17 protein-coding genes are annotated in these 21,866 nt (G+C 72.1%); 8 read left to right on the forward strand and 9 right to left on the reverse strand.

The genetic code is table 11. From position 1 onward, the window contains the following. Positions 1-90 precede the first annotated feature (90 nt). From AB0B97_RS22405 to AB0B97_RS22415, 3 genes are all read left to right on the forward strand, one after another. The gene (locus tag AB0B97_RS22405) at positions 91-1,128 is read left to right on the forward strand and encodes a lactonase family protein (protein ID WP_234582071.1); all 1,038 of its coding nucleotides are present in this window, start codon (positions 91-93) and stop codon (positions 1,126-1,128) included. Positions 1,129-1,293: 165 nt separating this feature from the next. Beyond that, positions 1,294-3,048, forward strand: coding sequence for a substrate-binding domain-containing protein (locus tag AB0B97_RS22410; RefSeq protein WP_234582072.1), 1,755 nt, complete (start codon positions 1,294-1,296; stop codon positions 3,046-3,048). Between the two features lie 213 nt (positions 3,049-3,261). Then, complete coding sequence (locus AB0B97_RS22415) at positions 3,262-4,746, forward strand: sugar transferase (protein ID WP_357496077.1); 1,485 nt, start codon at positions 3,262-3,264, stop codon at positions 4,744-4,746. Between the two features lie 10 nt (positions 4,747-4,756). On the opposite strand, the gene AB0B97_RS22420 is transcribed toward AB0B97_RS22415, so the two are convergent. Further along, positions 4,757-5,887, reverse strand: a complete 1,131-nt coding sequence (locus AB0B97_RS22420; protein WP_357496079.1) for a PP2C family protein-serine/threonine phosphatase — start codon at positions 5,885-5,887, stop codon at positions 4,757-4,759. Positions 5,888-6,019: 132 nt separating this feature from the next. Here AB0B97_RS22420 and AB0B97_RS22425 point away from each other — a divergent pair, with 132 nt between their 5' ends. Further along, complete coding sequence (locus tag AB0B97_RS22425; RefSeq protein ID WP_357496081.1) at positions 6,020-6,625, forward strand: MarR family transcriptional regulator; 606 nt, start codon at positions 6,020-6,022, stop codon at positions 6,623-6,625. Between the two features lies 1 nt (position 6,626). On the opposite strand, the gene AB0B97_RS22430 is transcribed toward AB0B97_RS22425, so the two are convergent. Both AB0B97_RS22430 and AB0B97_RS22435 read right to left on the reverse strand, forming a co-directional pair. Beyond that, complete coding sequence (locus AB0B97_RS22430) at positions 6,627-8,300, reverse strand: SpoIIE family protein phosphatase (protein WP_357496083.1); 1,674 nt, start codon at positions 8,298-8,300, stop codon at positions 6,627-6,629. 117 nt (positions 8,301-8,417) lie between these two features. Next, entirely contained in the window at positions 8,418-9,656 is a 1,239-nt protein-coding gene (locus AB0B97_RS22435) for an ROK family transcriptional regulator (protein WP_234582077.1), read from the reverse strand. A gap of 78 nt (positions 9,657-9,734) precedes the next feature. Between AB0B97_RS22435 and xylA the strand changes: the two genes are divergently transcribed. The 3 genes from xylA to AB0B97_RS22450 all read left to right on the forward strand — a co-directional run bounded on the left by xylA (position 9,735) and on the right by AB0B97_RS22450 (position 13,874). After that, entirely contained in the window at positions 9,735-10,922 is a 1,188-nt protein-coding gene (gene xylA / locus AB0B97_RS22440) for a xylose isomerase (RefSeq protein ID WP_234582078.1), read from the forward strand. 9 nt (positions 10,923-10,931) lie between these two features. Beyond that, positions 10,932-12,356, forward strand: coding sequence for a xylulokinase (xylB, locus tag AB0B97_RS22445; protein WP_234582079.1), 1,425 nt, complete (start codon positions 10,932-10,934; stop codon positions 12,354-12,356). An 84-nt stretch (positions 12,357-12,440) separates the two neighbouring features. Continuing rightward, positions 12,441-13,874, forward strand: a complete 1,434-nt coding sequence (locus AB0B97_RS22450; RefSeq protein ID WP_357496086.1) for an MFS transporter — start codon at positions 12,441-12,443, stop codon at positions 13,872-13,874. Between the two features lie 107 nt (positions 13,875-13,981). Here AB0B97_RS22450 and AB0B97_RS22455 read toward each other — a convergent pair whose 3' ends face one another. From AB0B97_RS22455 to AB0B97_RS22475, 5 genes are all read right to left on the reverse strand, one after another. Further along, on the reverse strand, positions 13,982-15,640 hold the full coding sequence (locus AB0B97_RS22455; protein ID WP_357496258.1) for a glycoside hydrolase family 13 protein: 1,659 nt from the start codon (positions 15,638-15,640) through the stop codon (positions 13,982-13,984). Between the two features lie 33 nt (positions 15,641-15,673). After that, on the reverse strand, positions 15,674-16,720 hold the full coding sequence (locus tag AB0B97_RS22460; protein WP_234582081.1) for a LacI family DNA-binding transcriptional regulator: 1,047 nt from the start codon (positions 16,718-16,720) through the stop codon (positions 15,674-15,676). 67 nt (positions 16,721-16,787) lie between these two features. Then, positions 16,788-17,756, reverse strand: a complete 969-nt coding sequence (locus tag AB0B97_RS22465; protein ID WP_357496088.1) for a carbohydrate ABC transporter permease — start codon at positions 17,754-17,756, stop codon at positions 16,788-16,790. Then, the gene (locus tag AB0B97_RS22470; RefSeq protein ID WP_357496090.1) at positions 17,753-18,802 is read right to left on the reverse strand and encodes a sugar ABC transporter permease; all 1,050 of its coding nucleotides are present in this window, start codon (positions 18,800-18,802) and stop codon (positions 17,753-17,755) included. Before AB0B97_RS22470 ends, AB0B97_RS22465 begins: the two co-directional genes overlap by 4 nt. A 70-nt stretch (positions 18,803-18,872) precedes the next feature. Then, a complete protein-coding gene (locus AB0B97_RS22475; protein ID WP_234582084.1) occupies positions 18,873-20,219 on the reverse strand; it encodes an ABC transporter substrate-binding protein in 1,347 nt (448 codons plus the stop codon). A gap of 250 nt (positions 20,220-20,469) precedes the next feature. Between AB0B97_RS22475 and AB0B97_RS22480 the strand changes: the two genes are divergently transcribed. Next, positions 20,470-21,243 carry a peptidoglycan DD-metalloendopeptidase family protein gene (locus AB0B97_RS22480; RefSeq protein ID WP_357496092.1) on the forward strand — a complete coding sequence of 258 codons (774 nt, stop codon included), beginning with the start codon at positions 20,470-20,472 and terminating at the stop codon, positions 21,241-21,243. A gap of 54 nt (positions 21,244-21,297) precedes the next feature. Here AB0B97_RS22480 and AB0B97_RS22485 read toward each other — a convergent pair whose 3' ends face one another. Further along, positions 21,298-21,792 carry a TspO/MBR family protein gene (locus AB0B97_RS22485; protein WP_357496094.1) on the reverse strand — a complete coding sequence of 165 codons (495 nt, stop codon included), beginning with the start codon at positions 21,790-21,792 and terminating at the stop codon, positions 21,298-21,300. Positions 21,793-21,866: the final 74 nt, after the last annotated feature.

A 21,866-nucleotide genomic window follows, 5' to 3' on the forward strand; every position in this document is an offset into this window, starting at 1 on the left:
CGATCCGGTCCCCGGAAAGCCGGTTAGCGGGTCGGCTCCGTGGGCAGCTCTGGTTGGATCTACTCCAGGATGCCGGCAAAGGGGTGCAGCGTGACTGGTCAGGGCGGGATCGTCCACATCGGGGGTTACACCGCGCAGAGCGGAGGGCGGGGCAGCGGCATCGTCGCCGCTCACCGGGACCCGGCAACCGGGGTGCTGACCTCCCTCGGCACGGTGGCGGTCACGCCGTCGCCGTCGTTCCTCGTGCGGCACCCCACCCGTCCGGTGCTCTACGCGGTCAACGAGCTGACCGACGGGGCGATCAGCGCCTGGCAGGTCGGTCCGGACGGCGCGCTGGACGCGCTCGGCAGCTTCTCGACCGGCGGCGCCGAGCCCTGTCACCTGGCGGTGCTGCCCGACGGTGACCATTTGGCGGCGGCCAACTACGGCGGCGGCAGCGTCGCGGTCTTCCCGCTCGACGCGCAGGGCGTTCCCGGCGAGCGCACCGATCTGGTGGTGCACGAGGGGCACGGCCCCGACCCGGAACGCCAGGACCGGGCGCACGCCCACATGGTCTCCCCGGGCCGGGGTCGAGGGCCGCTGCTGGCGGTGGATCTCGGCACCGACTCGGTCTACCGGTACGACCTGGACGGGGCGAGCGGGCGGCTGGTCCCGCGCGGTCCGCGGATGCGGACGGCGCCCGGCACCGGGCCCCGGCACCTGGCCCGCCATCCCGACGGCCGGCGCTGCTATCTGGTCGGCGAGCTGGACGCCTCGGTCACCGCGTACGAGTTGACCGACGACGGGGCGCTGCACCAGCGTGGCCGGGTCGAGGCGAGTGAGCGGGCGGGCCACGTCCAGCCGTCGGAGGTCGCGGTCGACCCGGACGGCCGTTTCCTCTACGTCGCCAACCGCGGGGTCGGCACCATCGCCGTCTTCGACCTGGCCGGTGAGCTGCCCGAGCTGGTGGCCGAAGTGGACACCGGCGGTGAGTGGCCGCGGCACTTCGCCCTCATCGGCGAGCACCTGTACGTCGCCGACGAGCGGGCGGACATGGTGCGGGCCTTCCGGCGGGACGCGAGCACCGGCATCCCGGCACCGGTCGGCGAGCCCGTCGCGGTGGCGAGCCCGACCTGCGTGCTGCCGTGAGTCGGTCGGGCGGCGGGACCGGACGTGAGAGAGAAACCGGTTTGGCAACGGCGTGGGGCCATCTCGTCACACTCTGTTGCTAAAAAGTGATCAACTGTTTCTCCTGCGTAACTTTAGTCCGAACGGATGTGGCAGAGACGGCACCTAATACGCAAGATGGTCAGCGTGTCAGCAGGCCGCCATCGCATGCGTTCGAAACTCCATCTAGCAGCCGCCGCCGCGACGGCGACGGTTCTCGTCGTCACCACCGGCGTCTGGTTCGGCTATAAGGAGCTGATCCAGCCCAGCTGTTCAGGAGAGATTCGACTCGCCGTCGCGGTCGCCTCCGAGCTGGCGCCCGCGGTGGACGCCGCCGCGTCCCAGTGGGTCAAGGACGGCGCCGCGGTCGGCCCCACCTGCATCCGGGTGGACGTCTCGGCGTCCGACCCGGTCGACGTGGCCGCCGTGGTGGCCGCGAAGCACGGTGCCGTGCTGGCCGGCGTCGGTCAGGCCAGCGGAACGGCCGTCACCCCGGACGTCTGGGTGCCGGACTCGTCGACCTGGCTGCTGCGTCTGAAGAAGGACGCCACCGCGTTCGCGCCGACCAACGGCGCCTCCATCGCGCGCAGCCCCGTGGTCGTGGCGATGCCCGAGCCGGTGGCCACGCGGCTGGGGTGGCCCAACGCCAAGTTCACCTGGACCGATCTGCTCAAGCAGGTCAACAGCAGCAAGCCGCTGCGTACCGGCATCGTCGAGCCGACCCGGGACGCGGCCGGCCTGTCCGGCCTGCTCTCGCTGACCACGGCCGCCAGCGGCTCCGGCGGGGACGCGCAGCGCAAAACCGTCGGCGCGCTGCGGGCGCTGGCCACGGGTCGCTCCTCGCTCCGCAACGACCTGCTGGCCCGCTTCCCGACCGCCACGGACCCGACGTCCATCGCGAGCGCGCTCGGAGCGGCGGCGCTCTCCGAAGAAGACGTGATCGCCTACAACAGCAAGAAGCCCCCGGTGCCGCTCGCCGCGCTCTACATGGAGCCGGCCCCGATGCCGCTGGACTACCCGTACGCGGTGCTGCCCGGCATCGAGCCGACCAAGGCGGCCGCGGCGAAGGTGCTGTTCGAGCTGCTCACCGCCCCGAAGTTCCGGGACCGGCTGGCGGCGCAGTCGCTGCGCGGTCCGGACGGCAACTGGGGTGCCGGCTTCAACGCGCCGCAGGGCGCCCCGAGCCCGGCCGGCGGCGCGTCGACCGCCCCGGCGGCCGGCGGCACCGCGGCGGGCGGCCTGGACCCGGCCGCGATACAGCGTGTCGTCTCCAGCTGGTCGATCGCCACCCAGTCCGGCCGGATGCTCGCCGTCATCGACGTCTCCGGCTCGATGAAGGACCAGGTGCCCAGCGCCAACAACCGCAGCCGCGAGGAGGTCACCGTGGACGCGGCCCGCCGCGGCCTGGGCCTCTTCGACGACTCCTGGTCCATCGGCCTGTGGACCTTCTCCACGAAGTTGGTCGGCAACCGGGACTACCGGGAACTGGTCCCGATCGGGCCGCTCTCCGGCCAGCGGACGCAGTTGGAGGGGGCGCTGGCCACGATCAAGCCGTCCAGCGGTGACACCGGCCTCTACGACACCATGCTGGCCGCGTACCAGGCGGTGCAGGAGGACTGGCAGCCTGGCCGGGTCAACTCGATCGTGCTGTTCACCGACGGCAAGAACGAGGACGACAACGGTCTCAACCAGGCGCAACTGCTCGCCAAGCTCAAGCAGATCGCCGACCCGGAGCGGCCCGTGCAGGTCATCATGATCGGTATCGGCGAGGGCGTCAGCAAGACCGAGTTGGAGTCGATCACCAAGGTGACCGGCGGCGACGTGTTCGTCACCAAGGACCCGAACGAGATCGGCAGCATCTTCCTCACCGCCATCGCGCGCCGCCCCCCGGCGCCGCGCTGACCGGCCGCACAGCAGGAGAAACCCGCCGTACCGCGTCAGCGGTGCGGCGGGTTCCTTTTATGGCCGCAGGGTTGAAGAAAAGTGACGGCAATACGTCGGAAGCAATCGGCAGTCATAGTTATCAGGGCAGGATGTCGACGTGTCCCGGCATCGTCCGTCCGCCTCCGGTCCGACTCGTCGGCCGGGGCCGTCCTGAGCAGAGTGGGAGGGCCGGTGACCGCGGCGACCCTGTTGACCCCTGCCAGCACCTCGGCGACTCCGGAAGGCCCGCCGAACGGGCTGGTGGCCCGCGCCGACGAACGGTCCTACGTCCGGGTCCTGGTCGTGCTGGACACCACCATCCTCATCATCGCGCTGCTCGTCGGGTACGTCGGCCGGTTCGGGGACGAGGAGCCGGTCGGCTCCAAGATCCCGTACGTGCTGGTGGCGCCGGGGTTGGTCCTGGCCTGGCTGATCTCCCTCAAGGCGCTCGGCTGCTACGACGACCGGGTCGTCGGCTACGGGGCGGACGAGTACCGGCGGGTCAGCTCGGCGAGCCTGCGGCTGGCCGGCGCGATCGCCATCGCCGGCTACATCGCCGACGTCGGCGTCTCCCGGGGTTTCCTCGGCATCTCGTTCGCGGTCGGCACCCTCGGGCTGGAGGTGACCCGGTTCGTCGCGCGCAAACGCCTGCACCGGGCCCGCTCGAAGGGCGCCGGCTGGTCGCGCAAGGTGCTCGTGGTCGGCGACACCGCACACGTCCTGGAGTTGGTGCACACCCTGCGCCGGGAGCCGTACGCCGGCTATCAGGTGGTCGGCGCGTGCATCCCCGACGCGCTGCTCGCTCCGGTGGCCCAGCGACTCGGTGACGTGCCGGTGGTGGGTTCGTTCCGGGGCATCCCGGAGGCCGCCACCGCGATCGGGGCGGACACGGTCGCGGTGACCGCCTCCGGTGAGCTGACGGCGGCCCGACTGCGTCGGCTCGGTTGGCAGTTGGAGGGGACCGGCGTCGACCTCGTCGTGGCACCCGCGCTTACCGACGTGGCCGGCCCGCGCATCCACACCCGTCCGGTCGCCGGGCTCCCGCTGATCCACGTCGAGGCGCCCGAGTTCCGCGGTGCCCGCAAGCTGGTCAAGGGGTTCGTCGACAGGTCCGCGTCGTCGCTGGCGTTGGCGTTGCTGCTGCCGCTGATCGCGGTCATCGCGGTGGCCATCAAACTGGACAGCCGGGGGCCGGTGCTCTTCCGCCAAGTCCGGGTGGGCCGGGGCGGGCAGGAGTTCGGCGTGTTCAAGTTCCGGACGATGGTGGTCAACGCCGACGCGCTGCTCGCCGAGCTGGCGACCCGCAACGAGACCGACGGCCTGATGTTCAAGATGCGCGACGACCCCCGGGTGACCCGGGTCGGCCGGCTGCTGCGCAAGTGGTCGCTCGACGAGCTGCCGCAGCTGGTCAACGTGCTGCTGGGCCAGATGAGCCTGGTCGGGCCGCGTCCGCCGCTGCCCTCGGAGGTCGCCCGCTACGACGGTGACGTGGCCCGGCGGCTGCTGGTCAAGCCCGGCATGACCGGGCTGTGGCAGGTCAGCGGCCGGTCCGACCTGAGCTGGGAGGACGGCATCCGACTCGATCTCTACTACGTGGAGAACTGGTCGCTCGCCGCCGACCTCACCATCCTCTGGAAGACCGCCGGCGCGGTGCTGAACAGCCGCGGCGCGTACTGACCGCCGCCGTTCACTCCTGCGGGCCGGTCCAGTCCAGGCAGACCACCACGGCGTCGTCGACGAGGTCGCCGGCCACGAACGCGCGCAGGTCGCCGATCAGCGACCGTACGGCGTCCAGCGGCTCCATCGGGCCCGTCCGGCGCAGGAACCGGTCCAGTGCCGTCTCGCCGTAGCGCACGCTCTGCCCGGTGGCCTCCACCACGCCGTCGCTGACCACGAAGAGCCGGTCGCCGCGTTCCAGCGTGAACGTCTGCTCGTGGTAGTCGGTCGCCTCGAACATGCCGAGCGGGAACTGCGCCTCCAGCGGTTGCTCGGTGACCTCCCCGTGCCGCAGCAGGACGAGCCGTGGCGAGCCGGCGTCCACCACTGTCATCGTCCCGGAGCGCAGGTCCAGCTCCATCAACAGCACGGAGAGGTGCCGCTTGCCCCGGTACTCGTCGTAGATGGCCTGGTCGGCGAGGGCTGCCTGATCACCCAGACCGAGGCCGGCCCGGCGGGCGTTGCGCAGCGCGTGGGTGGCCAGCGACGTGAGCAGGGAAGCCGCGACGCCCTCACCGGTTCCGTTGACCGTGGAGAGCCAGAGCTTCTGCCCGTCGTCGGACCAGTCGAAGCTGTCCCCCCGCACGGCGTACGCCGGCTCCAGCTGCCCGGCCAGGCTGAACGAGGGGCGGATCCGGCTGCGGCCGGGGAGCAGGTCCCACTGCATCTCGGCGGCCAGCGTGAGCCGCTGGCTGCGCCGCGCGACGCTGTAGACGTCGGTGCCGGGGGAGACGGCCGCCAGCTCGTGCGCGAGCGCGGTGGCGATGTCGGCCAGCTCACCGAGCACGGCCGGGTCGTCGGCCACCGGCGCCAGGCGCAGGACGCCCCGCCGTTCGCCGCGCATGCTGACCGGCACCCAGGCGGTGCCGTCGACCAGCAGAGGCGACTGGTGGTCGAAGGCACGCCAGGCGGGGTGTCCGGCGCCCCGCAGGGAGTCACCCTCGGTGAGTGGCAGCAGCTCCGAGAGGCGGTAGTCGACCTGGTACAACTCCGCTTCGGTGATCCCGTACGCCTCGTCGAGGATCCCCCCGATGCCGCCCACGAGACGGTCGGCGGGTGTCTCGTTCAGGGTACGTCGTGCCCGATTGACCGGTTCGCTCATCAGGCCTCCTTGATCAAAGCTCGACGACCAGTGGCTTCGGAGTACTCTCGGGCCACCATGGCCGAAGAACACGGTCCACCGGACCCTGCGACGAGTATGGCTGCCGCATTGGACGCGGCGGCGGGTGCCCTGTTGGGCGTATGGGATTCCGCCCGGGAGGCGACCGCCAGCCGGGTCTCCGGAGCCCAACTACGGGCTGTGATGGTGGTCGAGCAACACGACGGGATCAACCTACGCCGGCTCGCCACCCGCCTGGACATGTTGCTCAGTTCCGCCAGCCGGCTCTGCGACCGCCTGGTGGCGGCCGGCATGCTGGAGCGCGAGCCGGGCCGCTTCGACCGGCGGGAGATCTCCCTGCATCTCACCCCGGAGGCCCGTCGACTCCTCACGGAGCTGCGCGCGGACCGCCAGAAGCGGATTTCCGCCGTGCTGGCGGCGATGACGCCGGCAGGCCGGGCCGCCCTGGTGAGCGGGATGCGGGAGTTCGACGACGCCGCCCGTCGGCAGCAGGCCCGAAGCGGCTCGGCGCCGGATGACGGGGACCGGCCGCCGGGGCGGGACGACTGGCCGGACGACGCGGACCCGCGGGACCCGGACCGGCCCACCAGGCCGGCGAGGGACTCGTCGGAGCACCCGGAGCCGTCGACCCGAGCGGTGTGGCAGAGCGGCCCCGAGCGGGCGGTGGGCCCGGCCCGCGAATGGCCCAGCGGTGAACCGCCGGTGGCCCGGACCGCCTGACTCAGGCCGGCGTCGACGCGCACACCGCCAACATGGCGATGTCGTCGTGCGCCTGCCCGCCCAGCCATTCGTCCACCACCTGGAGCAGCCTGTCGACAAGCGCGGCCGGAGGCAGCCCGGCAGCGGCGGCGAGCGCGGCGCGCAGCCGCTGCGCACCGAACTTCTCGGCGTGGATCGGCCCGCCGTTCGCCTCGGTCACCCCGTCGGTGTACGCGAGGAGCAGGTCGCCCGGGTCGAGGTGCACCCGGGCCTCGGCGAACCGGGCGTCGGCCAGCGCGCCGACCGGCATTCCACCCACCGGAACCGGGACCACCGAACCGGCGGCGGTGACCAGCAGCGGCGCGGGGTGGCCGCCGCCGGCGATCCGGATGTCCACCCCCGCCGGCCCGCGCTCCAGTGACCCGAGCAGCAGGGTGGTGAGCTGGCTGCGCCGTGCGGCGTCGGGCGCGTCGAACAGGGTGCGGTTGAGCAGGTGGATCAGCTCCAGCGGTCGCTGCTCGACCAGTCGCAGGGTCTGCAGCGACTGGCGGACCCGGCCGGTGAGCACTGCCGCCCCGACGCCCTTGCCGGACACGTCGCCCAACGCGAACAGCGCGCCCCGCGCGTGCGGGAAGACCTCGTAGAAGTCGCCGCCGATGCGCAGCGTGTCCCCGGCGGCCCGGTAGCCACCGGCCATGCGCACACCGGGCACCGCCGGCAGCTCCGGCGGGAGCAGGCTGGTCTGCAACACCCGGGCCAGGTGGGCCTGCTCGCCGTACAGCTCGGCGGCGGCCAGCGCCGCGCCGGCCCGCGCGGCGAACTCGCGGGCCAGCTCGACGTCGCGTGGATCGAAGCCGGCCCGCCCGGCACGGCGGACCAGCACCAGCGCGCCGGCCGACCCCCCGGAACCGGGCATCGGGCTGACCAGCACCGCGCCCGGCGGGCCGAACCCGGCCGGAAGCACCGCGCTCAGGTCCGCGGCCTCGGCGTCCCGCCGAGGGCTCGGCTCGGTGGCTACGCCGTCGAGCGCCTCGCTGAGGCCGGGGACGGCGTCGGCCAGCTCCGGGCCGGCGACCCCGGTGACCGGCGCGGGGTCACCGTCGGCGTACCGCGTCCAGCGCGGGTGCGGCTCGGCCGGCGCGGGCGGCCGGAGCACCGCCACGGCCGCGTCGGCCAGGTACGGCACGGCGAGGGTGGCGGTGGAGCGGAGCGTCTGGTCCCGGTGCAGGGACAGCCCGAGCCGGCTGCCGGCCTGGGCGAGGAACGCCGTACGGGAGCGTTCGGCCAGCAGGGCGTCGGTGCGGGCGTGTTCCTCGGTGACGTCCCGGACGTACCAGGCGTACCGGCTGCCGGCGAGCTGCCGTCGACCACCCCGCAGGTGCCGGCCGTGGTGCTCGGCGTCGAAGCTCTCGGCGCCGTCCCGGACGGCCCGGGCCAGTGCCGCCACCTGACACTCGGACAGCTCGACGCCCGCGACGATCTCCGGGAGCAGGTGGGCGGCCCGGGCGTTGACGAGGGTGACCCGGCCGGTCTCGTCGGTCGTCAGCACGGCCTCGGCGAGCCCGTCGAGCAGTTCGCGGGCCAGCGGCGAGTCGGCCGGCAGCGCACCGCCGCCGGATTGGCGGGTCGGTCGGCGCGACGCCTGCCCGTCGCCGTCGACCGGACCGGCGATGCCGCCCCGTCGGGTCGTGGTCACGGCCCGACGCCGCCGGGTGTCCGACGACCTGTACGCATGCTGCTCCCGGCTCCTCGCCTGCCGATCGTTGCTCGACGGCAAGCGTACCGAGCCGTACCGACGCACGCCCAGAGCGCGTCAGGCGGAGCGGTTCAGCCAGCCTGCGGGGCGGGCGACGATCCGCCGTACCACCGAGCCGGCCGCGCCCACGGCTGCGGCCTCCGGACCGAGGGTCGAGGGCCGGACCGTTACGGGTGACCAGGCGGCGGTGAGCACCCGGGCCGCGATCTCGGCGAGCACCGGCGGGCACAGCCAGGGCGCCAACGGGGCGTACCCGCCGCCGAGCACGACGGTGTCCAGGTCCAGCAGGTTGACCACGCCGGCCACCGCCACCCCGAGTGCCGTACCGGCGTCGTGCAGCGCCCGCAGCGCGGCCGGGTCACCGGCCTCGGCCAACTCGGCCAGCCGCGCCGTCGCGGTGTCCGCGGGAAGCTCCGCGCGTACCAGCCCGGCGCCGGCCACGATCGCCTCCTGGCCGGCGTACTGCTCCAGGCAACCCTGCCCTCCGCAGCGGCACGGACGGCCCTCGGGGTGGACCGGGAGGTGGCCGATCTCGCCGCTCCAGCCGCGTACGCCGCGGAACAGCGCGCCGTCCAGGACGATCCCCGCGCCGATGCCGACCTCGCCGGAGATGTGCAGGAAGCTCGCCGGGCCGGGCGGGCGGGAGTGCAGCTCGCCGAGCGCCGCGAGGTTGGCCTCGTTGTCCACCACCAGGGCCGGTACGCCGGGCACCTGATCGGTCAGGGGCGGGTGCCCGCTGAGCAGTTCGGGAACCGCGACGTCGCGCCAGCCGAGGTTCGGCGCGAGCCGGACCAGGCCGGCGTCGTCCACCAGGCCGGGTACGGCGAGCGCGGCTCCGGCCAGGGTGAGGCCCTGGCGGGCCGCGTCGGCGCGGGCCTCCCCGGCCAGGTGGACGAGGCGGGCCAGCGCGTCGGCGGGGGCGACCGGGCGCAGGTCGGCCCGGTGCACGGTGCGGTGCCGGACCTGGCCGGCGAGGTCGACGACGCATACCGTCAGGTAGTCGACGTTGACCTCCAGGCCGAGCCCGGCCGGGCCCTGGTCGGCCAGGACCAGCCCCCGGGCCGGCCGTCCGGCGCCCGCCCGGGGCGCCGGGTCGGCCTCGCTGACCAGTTGGCCCGCGAGCAGGTCCTCGACCACCGCCGAGACGGTGGCTCGGGTCAGGCCGGTGGCGGTGGCCAGGTCGGCCCGGGACGGGGGACGGTCGGCGGCGGCGATCCGGCCGAGAACCAGGGCGAGGTTGAGCTCGCGGAGGCTGCCCTGACGGGCTGCGCCGGCCGGGGCGTGGGTGGGGCTCACCCCTTGACAGTGCCATAGGGCGGGCAAATAATTCAATCGCTGAACAAATACCTGACATCACCACCCCGGAGGTCCCTCATGGCACCCCGTCCCACCCCCGCCGACAAGTTCTCCTTCGGGCTCTGGACCGTGGGCTGGCAGGCCCGCGACCCGTTCGGCGACGCGACCCGTCCCGAGCTCGACGCGGTCGAGGCAGTGCACCGGCTCGCCGAGCTGGGCGCGTACGGCATCACCTTCCACGACGACGACCTGATCCCGTTCGGGGCCGACGCCGCGACCCGCGATCAGCACATCGCGCGGTTCCGCAAGGCGCTCGACGAGACCGGCCTCGTGGTGCCGATGGTGACCACCAACCTCTTCACCCACCCGATCTTCAAGGACGGCGGCTTCACCAGCAACGACCGCGACGTTCGCCGCTACGCGCTGCGCAAGGTGCTGCGCCAGCTCGACCTGGCCGCCGAGCTGGGCGCGAGCACCTTCGTCATGTGGGGTGGCCGGGAGGGCTCCGAGTACGACCTCGCCAAGGACGTCCAGGCCGCCCTGGACCGCTACCGCGAGGCCGTCAACCTGCTCACCCAGTACTCGATCGACAAGGGCTACAACCTGCGGTTCGCCCTGGAGCCCAAGCCCAACGAGCCGCGCGGCGACATCCTGCTGCCCACCATCGGCCACGCGCTCGGCTTCATCTCCCAGTTGGAGCACCCGGAGCTGGTCGGCCTCAACCCGGAGGTCGGGCACGAGCAGATGGCCGGGCTCAACTACGCGCACGGCATCGCCCAGGCGCTCTGGCAGGGCAAGCTGTTCCACCTGGACCTCAACGGCCAGCGGGGCATCAAGTACGACCAGGACCTGGTCTTCGGCCACGGTGACCTGATGAACGCGTTCGCCCTGGTGGACCTCCTGGAGAACGGCGGTCCGAACGGCGGGCCGGCCTACGACGGGCCCCGGCACTTCGACTACAAGCCGTCGCGCACCGAGGACATGGACGGGGTGTGGGCGTCGGCCGCGGCCAACATGAGCACCTACCTGCTGCTCAAGGAGCGCGCCGCGGCGTTCCGTGCCGACCCCGAGGTCATCGAGGCGCTCGCCGCCAGCAAGGTCGGCGAGCTGAGCACGCCGACGCTCGGCGACGGCGAGGGCTACGAGGAGTTCCTGGCCGACCGGTCCGCGTTCGAGGACGTCGACGTGGACGCGGTGGCCGCGCGGGGCTTCGCCTTCGTCCGGCTCAACCAGCTCGCCGTCGAGCACCTGCTCGGCGCTCGCTGAGGCCCCGCCATGCCGTTGGTCGCAGGCGTCGACTCGTCCACCCAGTCGTGCAAGGTGGTCATCCGGGATGCGGAGACCGGCGCTCTGCTCCGGCAGGGCCGGGCACCGCACCCGGACGGCACCGAGGTCGACCCGGAAGCCTGGTGGCAGGCGCTGCGCAGCGCCGCCGACGAGGCCGGCGGGCTGACCGACGTCGCGGCGGTCTCCGTCGGCGGCCAGCAGCACGGCATGGTCTGCCTCGACGAGGCGGGCCGGGTGGTCCGCCCGGCCCTGCTGTGGAACGACACCCGCTCCGCCGACGCCGCCGCCGACCTCATCGAGGAGGCCGGCGGCGGCTCGGCCGGGCGGCGGTTCTGGGCCGAGGCCACCGGCAGCGTGCCGGTGGCGAGCTTCACCATCACCAAGCTGCGCTGGCTGGCCCGGCACGAGCCGGATCTGGCTGCCCGGGTGGCGGCCGTCTGCCTGCCGCACGACTGGTTGACCTGGCGGCTCGCGGGTGCGCCGGGGCTGGCGGGGCTGCGGACCGACCGGGGTGACGCCAGCGGCACCGGCTACTGGTCTCCGTCCACCGGTTCCTACCGTCTGGACCTGCTGGAACGGGCCTTCGGCCGGCAGCTCGTCGTGCCCGAGGTGCTGGGCCCGGCGGAGTCGGCCGGCACGCTGGCCGACGAGCTGGGTGGGGGTGGCGCGCTGCTCGGCGCGGGCACCGGCGACAACGCCGCCGCCGCGTTCGGCGTCGGCGCGGGCCCCGGTGACGTGGTCGTCTCGATCGGCACCTCCGGCACGGTGTTCAGCGTGGCCGACGTGCCGGCCGCCGACGAGAGCGGCGCGGTGGCCGGCTTCGCCGACGCGTCGGGCCGCTTCCTGCCGCTGGTCTGCACGCTCAACGCCGCCCGGGTGCTGGACGCGGCCGCCACGATGCTGGGCGTCGGCCTGGACGAGCTGGCCGAGCTGGCGCTCTCCGCGCCGGCCGGCGCGGACGGGCTGGTCATGGTGCCCTACCTGGAGGGTGAGCGGACGCCCAACCGACCGCTCGCCACCGGCGCGGTGCACGGGCTGACCCTGCGCACGTCGACCCCCGCGCACCTGGCCCGGGCCGCGGTGGAGGGCATGCTCTGCGCGCTCGCCGACGGCCTGGACGCGCTGACCGCGCAGGGTGCCACCGTCCGCCGGGTCATCCTCGTCGGCGGCGGGGCACGCTCGGCCGCGGTCCGCCGGATCGCACCGCAGGTCTTCGGCTGCCCGGTGGTCGTCCCGCCCGCGGGGGAGTACGTGGCCGACGGTGCCGCCCGCCAGGCCGCCTGGGTGGCCCTCGGCGGTCCGACGCCGCCGCAGTGGGAGATCAAGGGCACCGAGGAGTACGCGGCGGAGCCCGTCCCCGCCGTCCGCGACCAGTACGCAGCGGCCCGCGGACTGGTCCTCGATCGCCGCTGATCCGTCGGAGTCGACGCGGGTGGGAGCCGACCGGCAGCCACCCGCGTCGCGACGTGCGTGCCGGAGTCTGGTTGGCTGCCCGTCATGAGCGTGACCAGTGGCGGGCCCGGCCAGCGCCGGCGGGGCCGGGGCGGCGGCCGGGCGCACCGGCTGTACAGCGTCGCGGTGTTCGTGCTGCTCGCCTCGCTCGACAACGTGGCGATCGGGCTCGTCCCACCGCTCTACAAGCCGATCGCCGGCGCGTTCGACGTGTCGGGGCGGCTGCTCGGGCTGGTCACCGCCGTCAGCTTCCTGGTCAGCGCGGTGGCCGCGGTCGGCTGGGCGTACGTCGGGGACCGGAGCAACCGCAAACCGCTGCTCATGGTGGGCACACTGCTCTGGGCGGCGGGCACCGGCGGCAGCGCGTTCGCCGGCGGGTACCTCACGTTCCTGGCCGCCCAACTCGTCGCGGCGGTAGGTCTCGGCGCGGTCGGCTCGGTGGGCTTCTCGGTGGTCACCGACCTGATCTCGCCGGCCCGGCGCGGGCTGGTGATGAGCTTCTGGGGGCTCTCCCAGGGCGTCGGCACGCTCGCCGGCACGCTGGTCGGCGGCCTGCTCGGCGCGGCGGACTGGCGGCGGCCGTTCCTGCTGCTGACCGGGGTGGGCCTGGCCGCCACCGTGGCGTACCTGTTCACCTACGACGTTCGGCGCGGCCAGAGCGAGCCGGAGTTGGCCGACGCGCTGGACGCCGGCGCGGACTACGACTACCGGATCAGCCGGGCCGACGTGCCGAGAATCCTGGCCCGGCGGACCAACCGGTGGCTGATCCTGCAGGGCCTGACCGCGCAGGCGGCGTTCGGCTCGCTGGTCTGGCTGCCGGTGCTGTTCGCCGAACGGGCCGAGGCCCAGGGCTACTCGGAGTCGACAGCAGTGGTGGTGGGGAGCGTCTTCGCCACGCTGTTCCAGCTCGGTGGCGTGCTCTCCATCGTGGGTGGGCTGGTCGGTGACGCGGTGCAGCGGCGGACCCCCCGGGGGCGGGCCCTGGTCGCGGCGGTCGGCATCCTCGCGGCGCTGCCGTTCTACCTGGTGTTGTTCTTCGTGCCGGTGACCATCGACGTGCCCGACGGTGGCAGCGCCGGCGCGGTGATCGGCGCGGTGCTGTCCAGCGTGGTCACCGAGCCGTCGGTGGGCCTCAGCCTGCTCACCGCCGTGGTGGCGCTCGCGCTGACCTCGGCCAACTCGCCGAACTGGTTCGCGCTGATCGCCGACGTGAACCCACCCGAGCACCGGGGGACCGTCTACAGCCTCGGCAACCTGGTCAACGGGGTCGGCCGGGCGGCCGGCAACGGGCTGGTCGGCGTGGCGTTCCAGGGACTGCGCGCGGCCTTCCCGCCACCGCTGAACTTCGCCGTCGGGCTGGCCGCGTTCCAGCTCTTCTTCATTCCCACCGGCGTCATGTACTGGCTCGCCTCGCGAACCTCACCACGGGACATCGACAACGTCCACAACCTGCTCCACACCCGCGCCAACCGCCTCTAACCCCGTCACCCACCCATCCCGCGATCTTGCACTTTCTGTCCCGACAATATGGGCGAAGTGCCTCATACCATCGACCGAAAGTGCAAGATCGGCGCGGGGTAGGTAGGTCAGGCGTGGAGCCAGACCGTCACGTCGGTCGGGATCGCGGACTGGTCGTCCAGGGGTGCGCTGGAGGCGAGCACCTCGGCGTTGGCCGGAACCGGCACCGGCGTGTCGCCGAAGTTGGTCAGGACCGTCAGCTCGCCGTTGCGGAAGGCCAGCACCTCGTCGTTGGAGGACAGCCACTCCAGCGTGCCCCGGCCCAGGCCGTGCGCGCGGCGCAGCCGCAGGGCCGAGCGGTACAGCTCGTACGTCGAGCCGGGCACGTCGCGCTGCCGGTCCAGCGCGTACTCCGCCCAGGACGGCGGTTGCGGCAGCCAGCTGGCGTCGGTGGGCCCGAAGCCGTACGACGGGGCATCGGCCTCCCACGGGATCGGCACCCGGCAGCCGTCCCGGCCCCGCTGGGTGTGCCCGCTGCGCGCCCAGGTCGGGTCCTGCCGGGCCTCGTCGGGCATCGTGGTGTGCTCGGGCAGGCCCAGCTCCTCGCCCTGATAGAGGTACGCCGAGCCGGGCAGGGCGAGCATCAGCAGGGTGGCCGCTCGGGCCCGGCGCAGGCCGAGCGCGGCGTCCGGCTGCGGGTCGCCGATGCCGATGCCGTTGGGCCGGCCGCCGCCGATGGCCAGTCCGAGCCGCGAGGCGTGGCGTACCACGTCGTGGTTGGACAGCACCCAGGTCGTCGGCGCCCCCACCGAGTCGGTCGCCTCCAGGGAGCGGGTGATCACCGCGTACTGGGCCGGCGCGGTCCAGGAGGCGAGCAGGTACTCGAAGTTGAAAGCCTGGTGCATCTCGTCCGGGCGGACGTAGCGGGCCAGCCGCTCGGCCGGCTCCACCCACGCCTCCGCGACCAGCACCCGCTCGCCGGGGTAGCTGTCCAGGACCCGCCGCCACTGGCGGTAGATCTCGTGGACGCCCTCCTGGTCCCACATCGGCGGGCGCGGCTTGTCCACCTCGTTGCCGGAGAGGATCTCCTGGGGCTCCTGCCAGTCGGCCAGGTCGGCCTGCTTGACGAGGCCGTGGGCCACGTCGACGCGGAAGCCGTCCACCCCGCGGTCCAGCCAGAACCGCAGCACGTCCAGGAACTCCTGGTGCACCTCCGGGTTGTCCCAGTTGAGGTCCGGCTGGCCGGTGTCGAACAGGTGCAGGTACCACTGGCCGGGTCGGCCGTCCGGGTCGACCGTCCGGGTCCAGGCCGGCCCGCCGAAGACGCTCTGCCAGTCGTTCGGCGGCTGGTCACCGGCCGGGCCGAGGCCGTCGCGGAAGATGTACCGGGACCGTTCCGGGCTGCCCGGCGCGGCGGTCAGCGCGGCCTGGAACCAGCGGTGCGCCGACGAGGTGTGGTTCGGCACCAGGTCGACGATCACCCGCAGGCCGCGGGAGCGGGCCTCGGTGATCAGCTTGTCCGCGTCGGCGAGCGTGCCGAACAGCGGGTCGACGTCCCGGTAGTCGGCCACGTCGTAACCGGCGTCGGCCTGCGGCGACGGATAGAACGGGGAGAGCCACACCGCGTCCACGCCCAGCTCGACGAGGTGGTCGAGGCGGGCGGTGATGCCCGGCAGGTCACCGATGCCGTCGCCGTCGGAGTCGGCGAACGAGCGTGGGTAGATCTGGTAGATGGCGGCCTCGGTCCACCAGCCGGTGGTGGTCTGCTGAGTCGGGTCGGTGTTCAGGGTCGTCTCCTGTGTCGTGCTGCGGTTGATGTGTCAGTGTGCCCGCGGCGGCGCGGTGGACTCGCGGACCACCAGCCGAGTGGGCAGGATCACCGGCGTGTCGCCGTCGGCGGTCCGTTGACCGATGATCGGGCTCAGGTTGCGGGCGCCGAGCGGGTCGAGCAGCATCCGGGCGGCCAGCCGGCCCTGTTCGGCGGCGGGCTGGGCGACGGTGCTGAGCCCGAGCACGCCGGCGAGGTCGTGGTCGTCGATGCCGACCACGCTGACGTCCTGCGGTACGCGCAGCCCGGCGTCGCGCAGGGCCGTCATCGCGCCCATCGCCATCTCGTCGCAGGCGGCGACGATCGCGGTCGGCGGAACACCGCGGGCCAGCAGTTCGGCGGCGGCCCGGTTGCCGCCGTCGATGGTGAACGACGATTCGACGTCCAGGCTCGGGTCGGGTCGCAGGCCGGCGGCCCGCAGCTCCGCCTGGTAGCCCCGGCGCCGGTCGAGGTGGGTGGTGAAGGCCAGCTCGTCGTCGGGGTCCCCGGAGATGTGCGCGATCCGCCGGTGGCCGAGGTCGAGCAGGTGGCGGGTGGCCATCCGCGCGGCGGCCACGTCGTCGATCCGTACGCACGGCCAGTTGGGCACCCGGCTACCCGAGCTGATGGTCACGCCGGGCAGGTCCAGGGTGGCCAGCGCGGTCAGGTCCGCCGGGCGCAGCGGTGTGGCGACAAGCATCATGGCGTCGACCCGCTTGTGCAGGTTGGCGGTGCGCAGCACCCGCTGGCGGATCTGCTCCCGACCGCCCAGGTTGTAGAGCAGCAGGTCGTAGCCGGAGTGGTGCAGATACTCCTCGACGGCCTCGACGACCGTGCTGAAGAACCAGCGGGTGATCCGGGGTACGACCACCGCGACCGTGCCGGTGCGGCCACCGGCGAGCCGGGACGCGCTCGGCGACACCGCGTAGTCGAGCTGCTCGGCGGCGGCGAGGACTCGGCGTCGGGTGGCGGCCGAGACCGTCGGCAGCCCGCGTAGGGCCCGCGAGACGGTTGCCGTGGAGACCCCGGCCAACCGAGCCACATCATCAATCTTCGTCACGGTTCCCCCGCTCGATACCCCTCGCCCGCCGCCGCCTTCAGGGGCCGGGCGGCGGCGGGCAGACGGGTCAGCCCTTGACGCTGCCGGCGAGCAGACCTCGCACGAAGAAGCGCTGCAGGGACAGGAATACGACGAGCGGAACAACGATCGAGACGAACGCTCCGGCGGTCAGTCGCTGCCACTCGTTGCCCCGCGTACCGGCCATCTCGGCCAGACGGACCGTGAGCGGGGCGGTCTCGTTGCCGCCACCGGCGAAGATCAGCGCGACCAGCAGGTCGTTCCAGACCCAGAGGAACTGGAAGATGCCGAACGCGGCCAGGGCCGGGGTGATCAGCGGCAGCACGATGGTCCGGAAGATCTTCGGGTGGGTGGCCCCGTCGACCCGGGCCGCCTCCATCAGGTCTCCGGGGAGTTGCGAAATGAAGTTGTGCAGCAGGAAGACCGCGAACGGAAGCGCGAAGCAGGTGTGCGCGAACCACACCTGGGCGAACTTCTGTTCGTCGACCAGGTCCCAGGCCGGCATCAGGGTGACGCCGCCGAGGGTGACGCCTGTGGAGAAGAACTTCAGCAACGGCACCAGGGCCATCTGCAGCGGGACGATCTGCAACGCGAAGATCCCGATGTAGAGCCAGTCCCGTCCGCGGAAGTTGATCCACGCCAGCGCGTACGCGGCCAGGGATGCGAAGGCCAGGGGGAACAGCACGGACGGGATGGTGATCGCCAGCGAGTTGATGAAGTAGCTGGCGAGCTGCCCCGACGACGAGGACCGCCCGAACAGGACCTGCTGGTAGTTCTCGAACGTGAACTGCGGGTTGGTGAACGCCGTCCACCAGCCGGTCGTCTTGATCTCGTCCTCCGGGCGGAGGGAGGAGACGAACAGACCGAAGGTCGGAATGGTCCAGACCAGCGCGATGACGATCGAGACGAGCGTCGCGGTGCGGCTGTTCAGGCGCTTGCGGACCCGGCCGGCAGTGGTGGTCGGAGTGCCCTCGGTCTGCTGTGCGCCGACGGCGACGGTGGGCGTTGCGGTGGTCATCTGCCCTCCCGCTGTTGACGGAGGTTACGGATCTGGTAGATCACGACCGGGATGACCAGGATGAAGAGGAAGACCGCGAGCGCGGAACCCCGCCCGTTCTCGCCGTACCGGAACGCCTGGTTGTACATCTCGTTGGCGATCACACTCGTGTCGTAGTTGCCGTTCGTCGAGGTCCGGACGATGTCGAAGACCTTGAGCGTGGCGATCGTGAGGGTCACCACCACGACGATCAGCGCCGGCCGGATGCTCGGCAGGGTGATCTGCCAGAACATCTGCCACGGGCTGACACCGTCCAGCCGGGCGGCTTCGACGATGTCACCGGGGATGGCCTTGATCGCGGCGGAGAGCACCACCATGGCGAAGCCGGCCTGGATCCAGATCATGATGACGATCAGCAGCAGCGTGTTCAGGGGTGATTCGAGCAGCCACTGCTTGGGCTCACCACCGAGGCTGACGACGATCTGGTTGAGCAGGCCGATCTGGTCGCCGTCGCCGCGGTACGCGTAGATGAACTTCCAGATGATGCTCGCGCCGACGAAGGAGATGGCCATCGGCAGGAAGATCAGCGACTTGGCCACTGCCTCGAACCGGGCCTTGTCCACCAGCACGGCGTAGATCAGGCCGAACCCGGTCGCCACCAGGGGGACCAGGAGCACCCAGACCAGGGTGTTGATCAGGACTCGGACGATCGAGTCGTCGGAGAACATCCAGCCGAAGTTGTCCAGCCCCACCCACTCCGTGCTGGTCCTGTTCATCAGGGAGAGCAGCAGAGTGCGGATGGCCGGCACGACCAGGCCGATGGCGAGCAGCAACAGCGTGGGCAGCAGGAAGAAGAACGCGAAGATTCCCTCCCGTGGCCGCGTTCGGCGGGGGAGGGGAGCTCCACTCGCCGAGGCGGCGACGAGCTGCGCCTCCCGTCGCCGGGCGAACCAGGCCGGCACCGCGTCGAGCAGCAGGAGTAGACCACCCACCACCAGCACGAAGGCGACCAGCCCGTACATCAGCATGAGGAGCTTCGGCTGCTCGTCGGCGAAGTCGAACTCCATCAACCCTCCCTTCCGGGTCCACCTCGGCCGGTGGCCCGGTCCGCGCTCGCGGACCGGGCCACCGCCGGGATCACTTAGGCCAGCTGCTCTCGATGCCCTGGAGCACCGGGGCGGTCGCCTTGCCGTTCAGCCAGTCGACCATGCCCTTCCAGAACGTTCCCGCGCCGACGGCGGCCGGCATCAGGTCGGATCCGTCGAAGCGGAAGACGCCGGTCTTGTCCTGCAGGAGCTGGACGGAGAGCTTGTCGATCGGGCTGGCGACGTTGGCGATGTCCAGCTTGTTGTTCGCCGTGACCCAGTTGCCGAGCTTCGCGCGGCTGTTCACGTACTCGGCGGAGGCCAGGTAGGTCTGCACCGCCTGCACCTCGGGACGGTCGGCGTAGGCGACGACGAACTCGCCCGCGCCCAGCACCGGCTTGCCCTTGGCCGCGTCGATGGCCGGGAAGTAGAAGGCGAACGCGTCGCCGTCCTCGGCCACCTTGGTGCCCTCGGGGAACTGGTTGGCGTAGAACGACGCCTGTCGGTGCATGGCGCACTTGCCGGTGGTCACCGGCAGGCCCGCCTCCTGGAAGGCGGTGGTGGTGATGCTCTTGACGCCGCCGAAGCCGCCGTTGACGTACTTCTCGTTCTTGAGGATGCTGCCGGCGCGGTCGACCGCGTCGACGATCTTCGGGTCGTTGAACGGGATCTGGTGGGTGGTCCACTGGTCGTAGACCTCGGCGCCCGCCGTACGCAGGAGGACGTCCTCGATCCAGTCGGTGGCCGGCCAGCCGGTGGCGTCACCGGACTCGACGCCCGCGCACCACGGCTTCATGCCACTGGCGGCGATCTTGTCGCTCAGGGCGATGAGCTGGTCCCAGGTGGTCGGAACCTCCCAGCCCTTCTCCTTGAACGTCTTGGGCGAGTACCAGACGAAGGACTTGACGTTGGCGCCGAGCGGCACGCCGTAGAGCGTCCCGTTCACGGTGCCGTACTTCAGCCAGTCGGCCGGCATGTTCTGCTCGGCCAGGGCCTTGGTGTCGGCGCCGAGGGACTTCAGCTTGCCGGCGTCCGCGAACCGCTTCACGAGGCCCGGCTGGGGCACGAAGGCGATGTCGGGCGCGTTGCCGCCGTCGACCCGCACGGGGAGCTGGGCCTCGAACTCGCCGCTGCCCTCGTACGCGATCTCGATGCCGGTGCAGTCGGTGAACTGCGACCACGAGCGCTCGAGCAGGTCGGCCTCGGCGTCACGGATGGACGCGTAGATGGAGACCTTCTTGCCGTCGTTGCCCTGGTACTTCTCGTATGGGGCGCACTCCGCGGAGCCCGCCTTGTCGCTCTTCTTGTCGTCACCGGTACCGCAAGCGGTGGCGCTGAGCGCCAGCCCGAGCACACCGGCGATCACGAAGGCCTGGCGTGGTCTGGTAAAGACCGCCATGCCGTCCTCCTTCCTAGCCGGCGTGGTCTCCGCTGGTGACCCTCGCCGGTCCGATTGGGCGTGCACACATGTAAGCGCTTGCATCCGGTCTGGTCCACCCCCTGTCAGACACGAGCGAGTAACAATCCCGAAACCTCGTGGCCGCTGGTTGGGCGCGCTCCCAGTCGGGAATCCCGCCTCTTTCGAAGATTGGCGATATCTGTCAGGCTGAGGCCACCTCATCGAAGGTTTTGAACATAGGAGGAGCTGGATGCGTAAGCGGTGGATCAGCCTGCTGGTGACGGGCCTGCTCGTCGGGGGAGTCCTCGCGCCGGCGAGCCCGGCGCTGGCCGCGCCGACCTTCAAGGTGCCGTTCCCGTGCGGCCAGTCCTGGTCGGGGCAGACCCGGTCGGATCACAGCCCGGCGAACGCGGTCGACTTCAACCGCACCGACGACGTCGGCGACCCGGTGGTGGCCAGCGCCCCCGGTACGGTCGACCGGGTGACCGACCTCGGTGGCACCAGTTACGGCAAGTACGTCCGGATCGACCACGGTGGCGGCTACACGACCTACTACGCCCACCTCCAGGGCTTCAACGTCTCGGTGGGGCAGACCGTCGGCTACGGCAAGGTGATCGGCTGGGTGGGCAGCACCGGCGGATCCACCGGCCCGCACCTGCACTACGAGCAGCGCCTCAACGGCAGCGACATCAAGGTCAGGTTCAACGGCACTTTGGCCCTGTACTGGGGCACCAAGACCTACACCAGCAACAACGGCTGCTCGTCGGGCACCGGCAACGCCACGGTCGACACCAGTGGCACGCCGCTGACCGTCCGCTCCGGCCCGGGCACGGGCTACGCCTCGGTCGGCACCGTCGCCGACGGCACCCGGGTGACAATCGCCTGCCAGATCAGCGGCACCACGGTCACCGGCACGTACGGCACCAGCTCGATCTGGGACCGCATCGGCAGCGGGCGCTTCATCGCCGACGCGTACGTCTACACCGGTTACGACGGCTACATCCCGGGCATCCCCCGCTGCTGAACGCAGGCGCACGGTGGTCCCCGGTAGGCGAGCGCCTGCCGGGGGCCTCGCCGGTCAGGTGTTCAGCCGCCAGATCGCCAGGTTGAGCGCGGCGGCGAACGTGACCCACGCCCAGTACGGCAGCAGCAGCGCGGTCGCGACCCGGGACACCCGGGCGAAGAGCGCCACGGTGAGGCCGATCGCCAGCCACATCACCACGATCTCGGCGAACGCCAGCCCGTACCGCCCCGCGCCGAAGAACAGCGGCGTCCAGATGGCGTTCAGGACGAGTTGCGCGGTCCACGCCCAGAGCGCGGGGGAGAAGCCGACCCGACGCCACACCAGCCAGCCGGCCAGGGCGATCAGCGCGTAGAGCACCGTCCAGACCGGGCCGAAGAGCCAGGACGGCGGTGCCCAGCCCGGCTGTCGCAGGCTCGCGTACTCGTCGGTGGTGCCCTGCACACCCAGTCCGCCGATCGCGGCCGCGACGAAGACCGCCGCCGCGAAGCCGGCGAGCGCCCAGCGCGACCGTCGGCCGGACGTGGGCCGTGCCTCGCGAGATGTCTCCATGGTCGAGATATTGCCGCTCGACCGTCGGGTCAAACCCACACAGCAGCGCCGGGGCCGCCGCGGCCGGTGCTTCT

It is taken from the genome of Micromonospora sp. NPDC049004 (genome assembly GCF_040649315.1).
Lineage (GTDB): Bacteria > Actinomycetota > Actinomycetes > Mycobacteriales > Micromonosporaceae > Micromonospora.

Excerpts from the sequence above, each read along its gene's own strand:
- AB0B97_RS22420 (WP_357496079.1), bottom strand. The coding sequence starts at position 5,887 with ATGAGCGAACCGGTCAATCGGGCACGACGTACCCTGAACGAGACACCC.
- xylA (WP_234582078.1), top strand. The coding sequence starts at position 9,735 with ATGGCACCCCGTCCCACCCCCGCCGACAAGTTCTCCTTCGGGCTCTGG.
- xylB (WP_234582079.1), top strand. The coding sequence starts at position 10,932 with ATGCCGTTGGTCGCAGGCGTCGACTCGTCCACCCAGTCGTGCAAGGTG.
- AB0B97_RS22450 (WP_357496086.1), top strand. The coding sequence starts at position 12,441 with ATGAGCGTGACCAGTGGCGGGCCCGGCCAGCGCCGGCGGGGCCGGGGC.
- AB0B97_RS22465 (WP_357496088.1), bottom strand. The coding sequence starts at position 17,756 with ATGACCACCGCAACGCCCACCGTCGCCGTCGGCGCACAGCAGACCGAG.
- AB0B97_RS22470 (WP_357496090.1), bottom strand. The coding sequence starts at position 18,802 with ATGGAGTTCGACTTCGCCGACGAGCAGCCGAAGCTCCTCATGCTGATG.
- AB0B97_RS22475 (WP_234582084.1), bottom strand. The coding sequence starts at position 20,219 with ATGGCGGTCTTTACCAGACCACGCCAGGCCTTCGTGATCGCCGGTGTG.
- AB0B97_RS22480 (WP_357496092.1), top strand. The coding sequence starts at position 20,470 with ATGCGTAAGCGGTGGATCAGCCTGCTGGTGACGGGCCTGCTCGTCGGG.
- AB0B97_RS22485 (WP_357496094.1), bottom strand. The coding sequence starts at position 21,792 with ATGGAGACATCTCGCGAGGCACGGCCCACGTCCGGCCGACGGTCGCGC.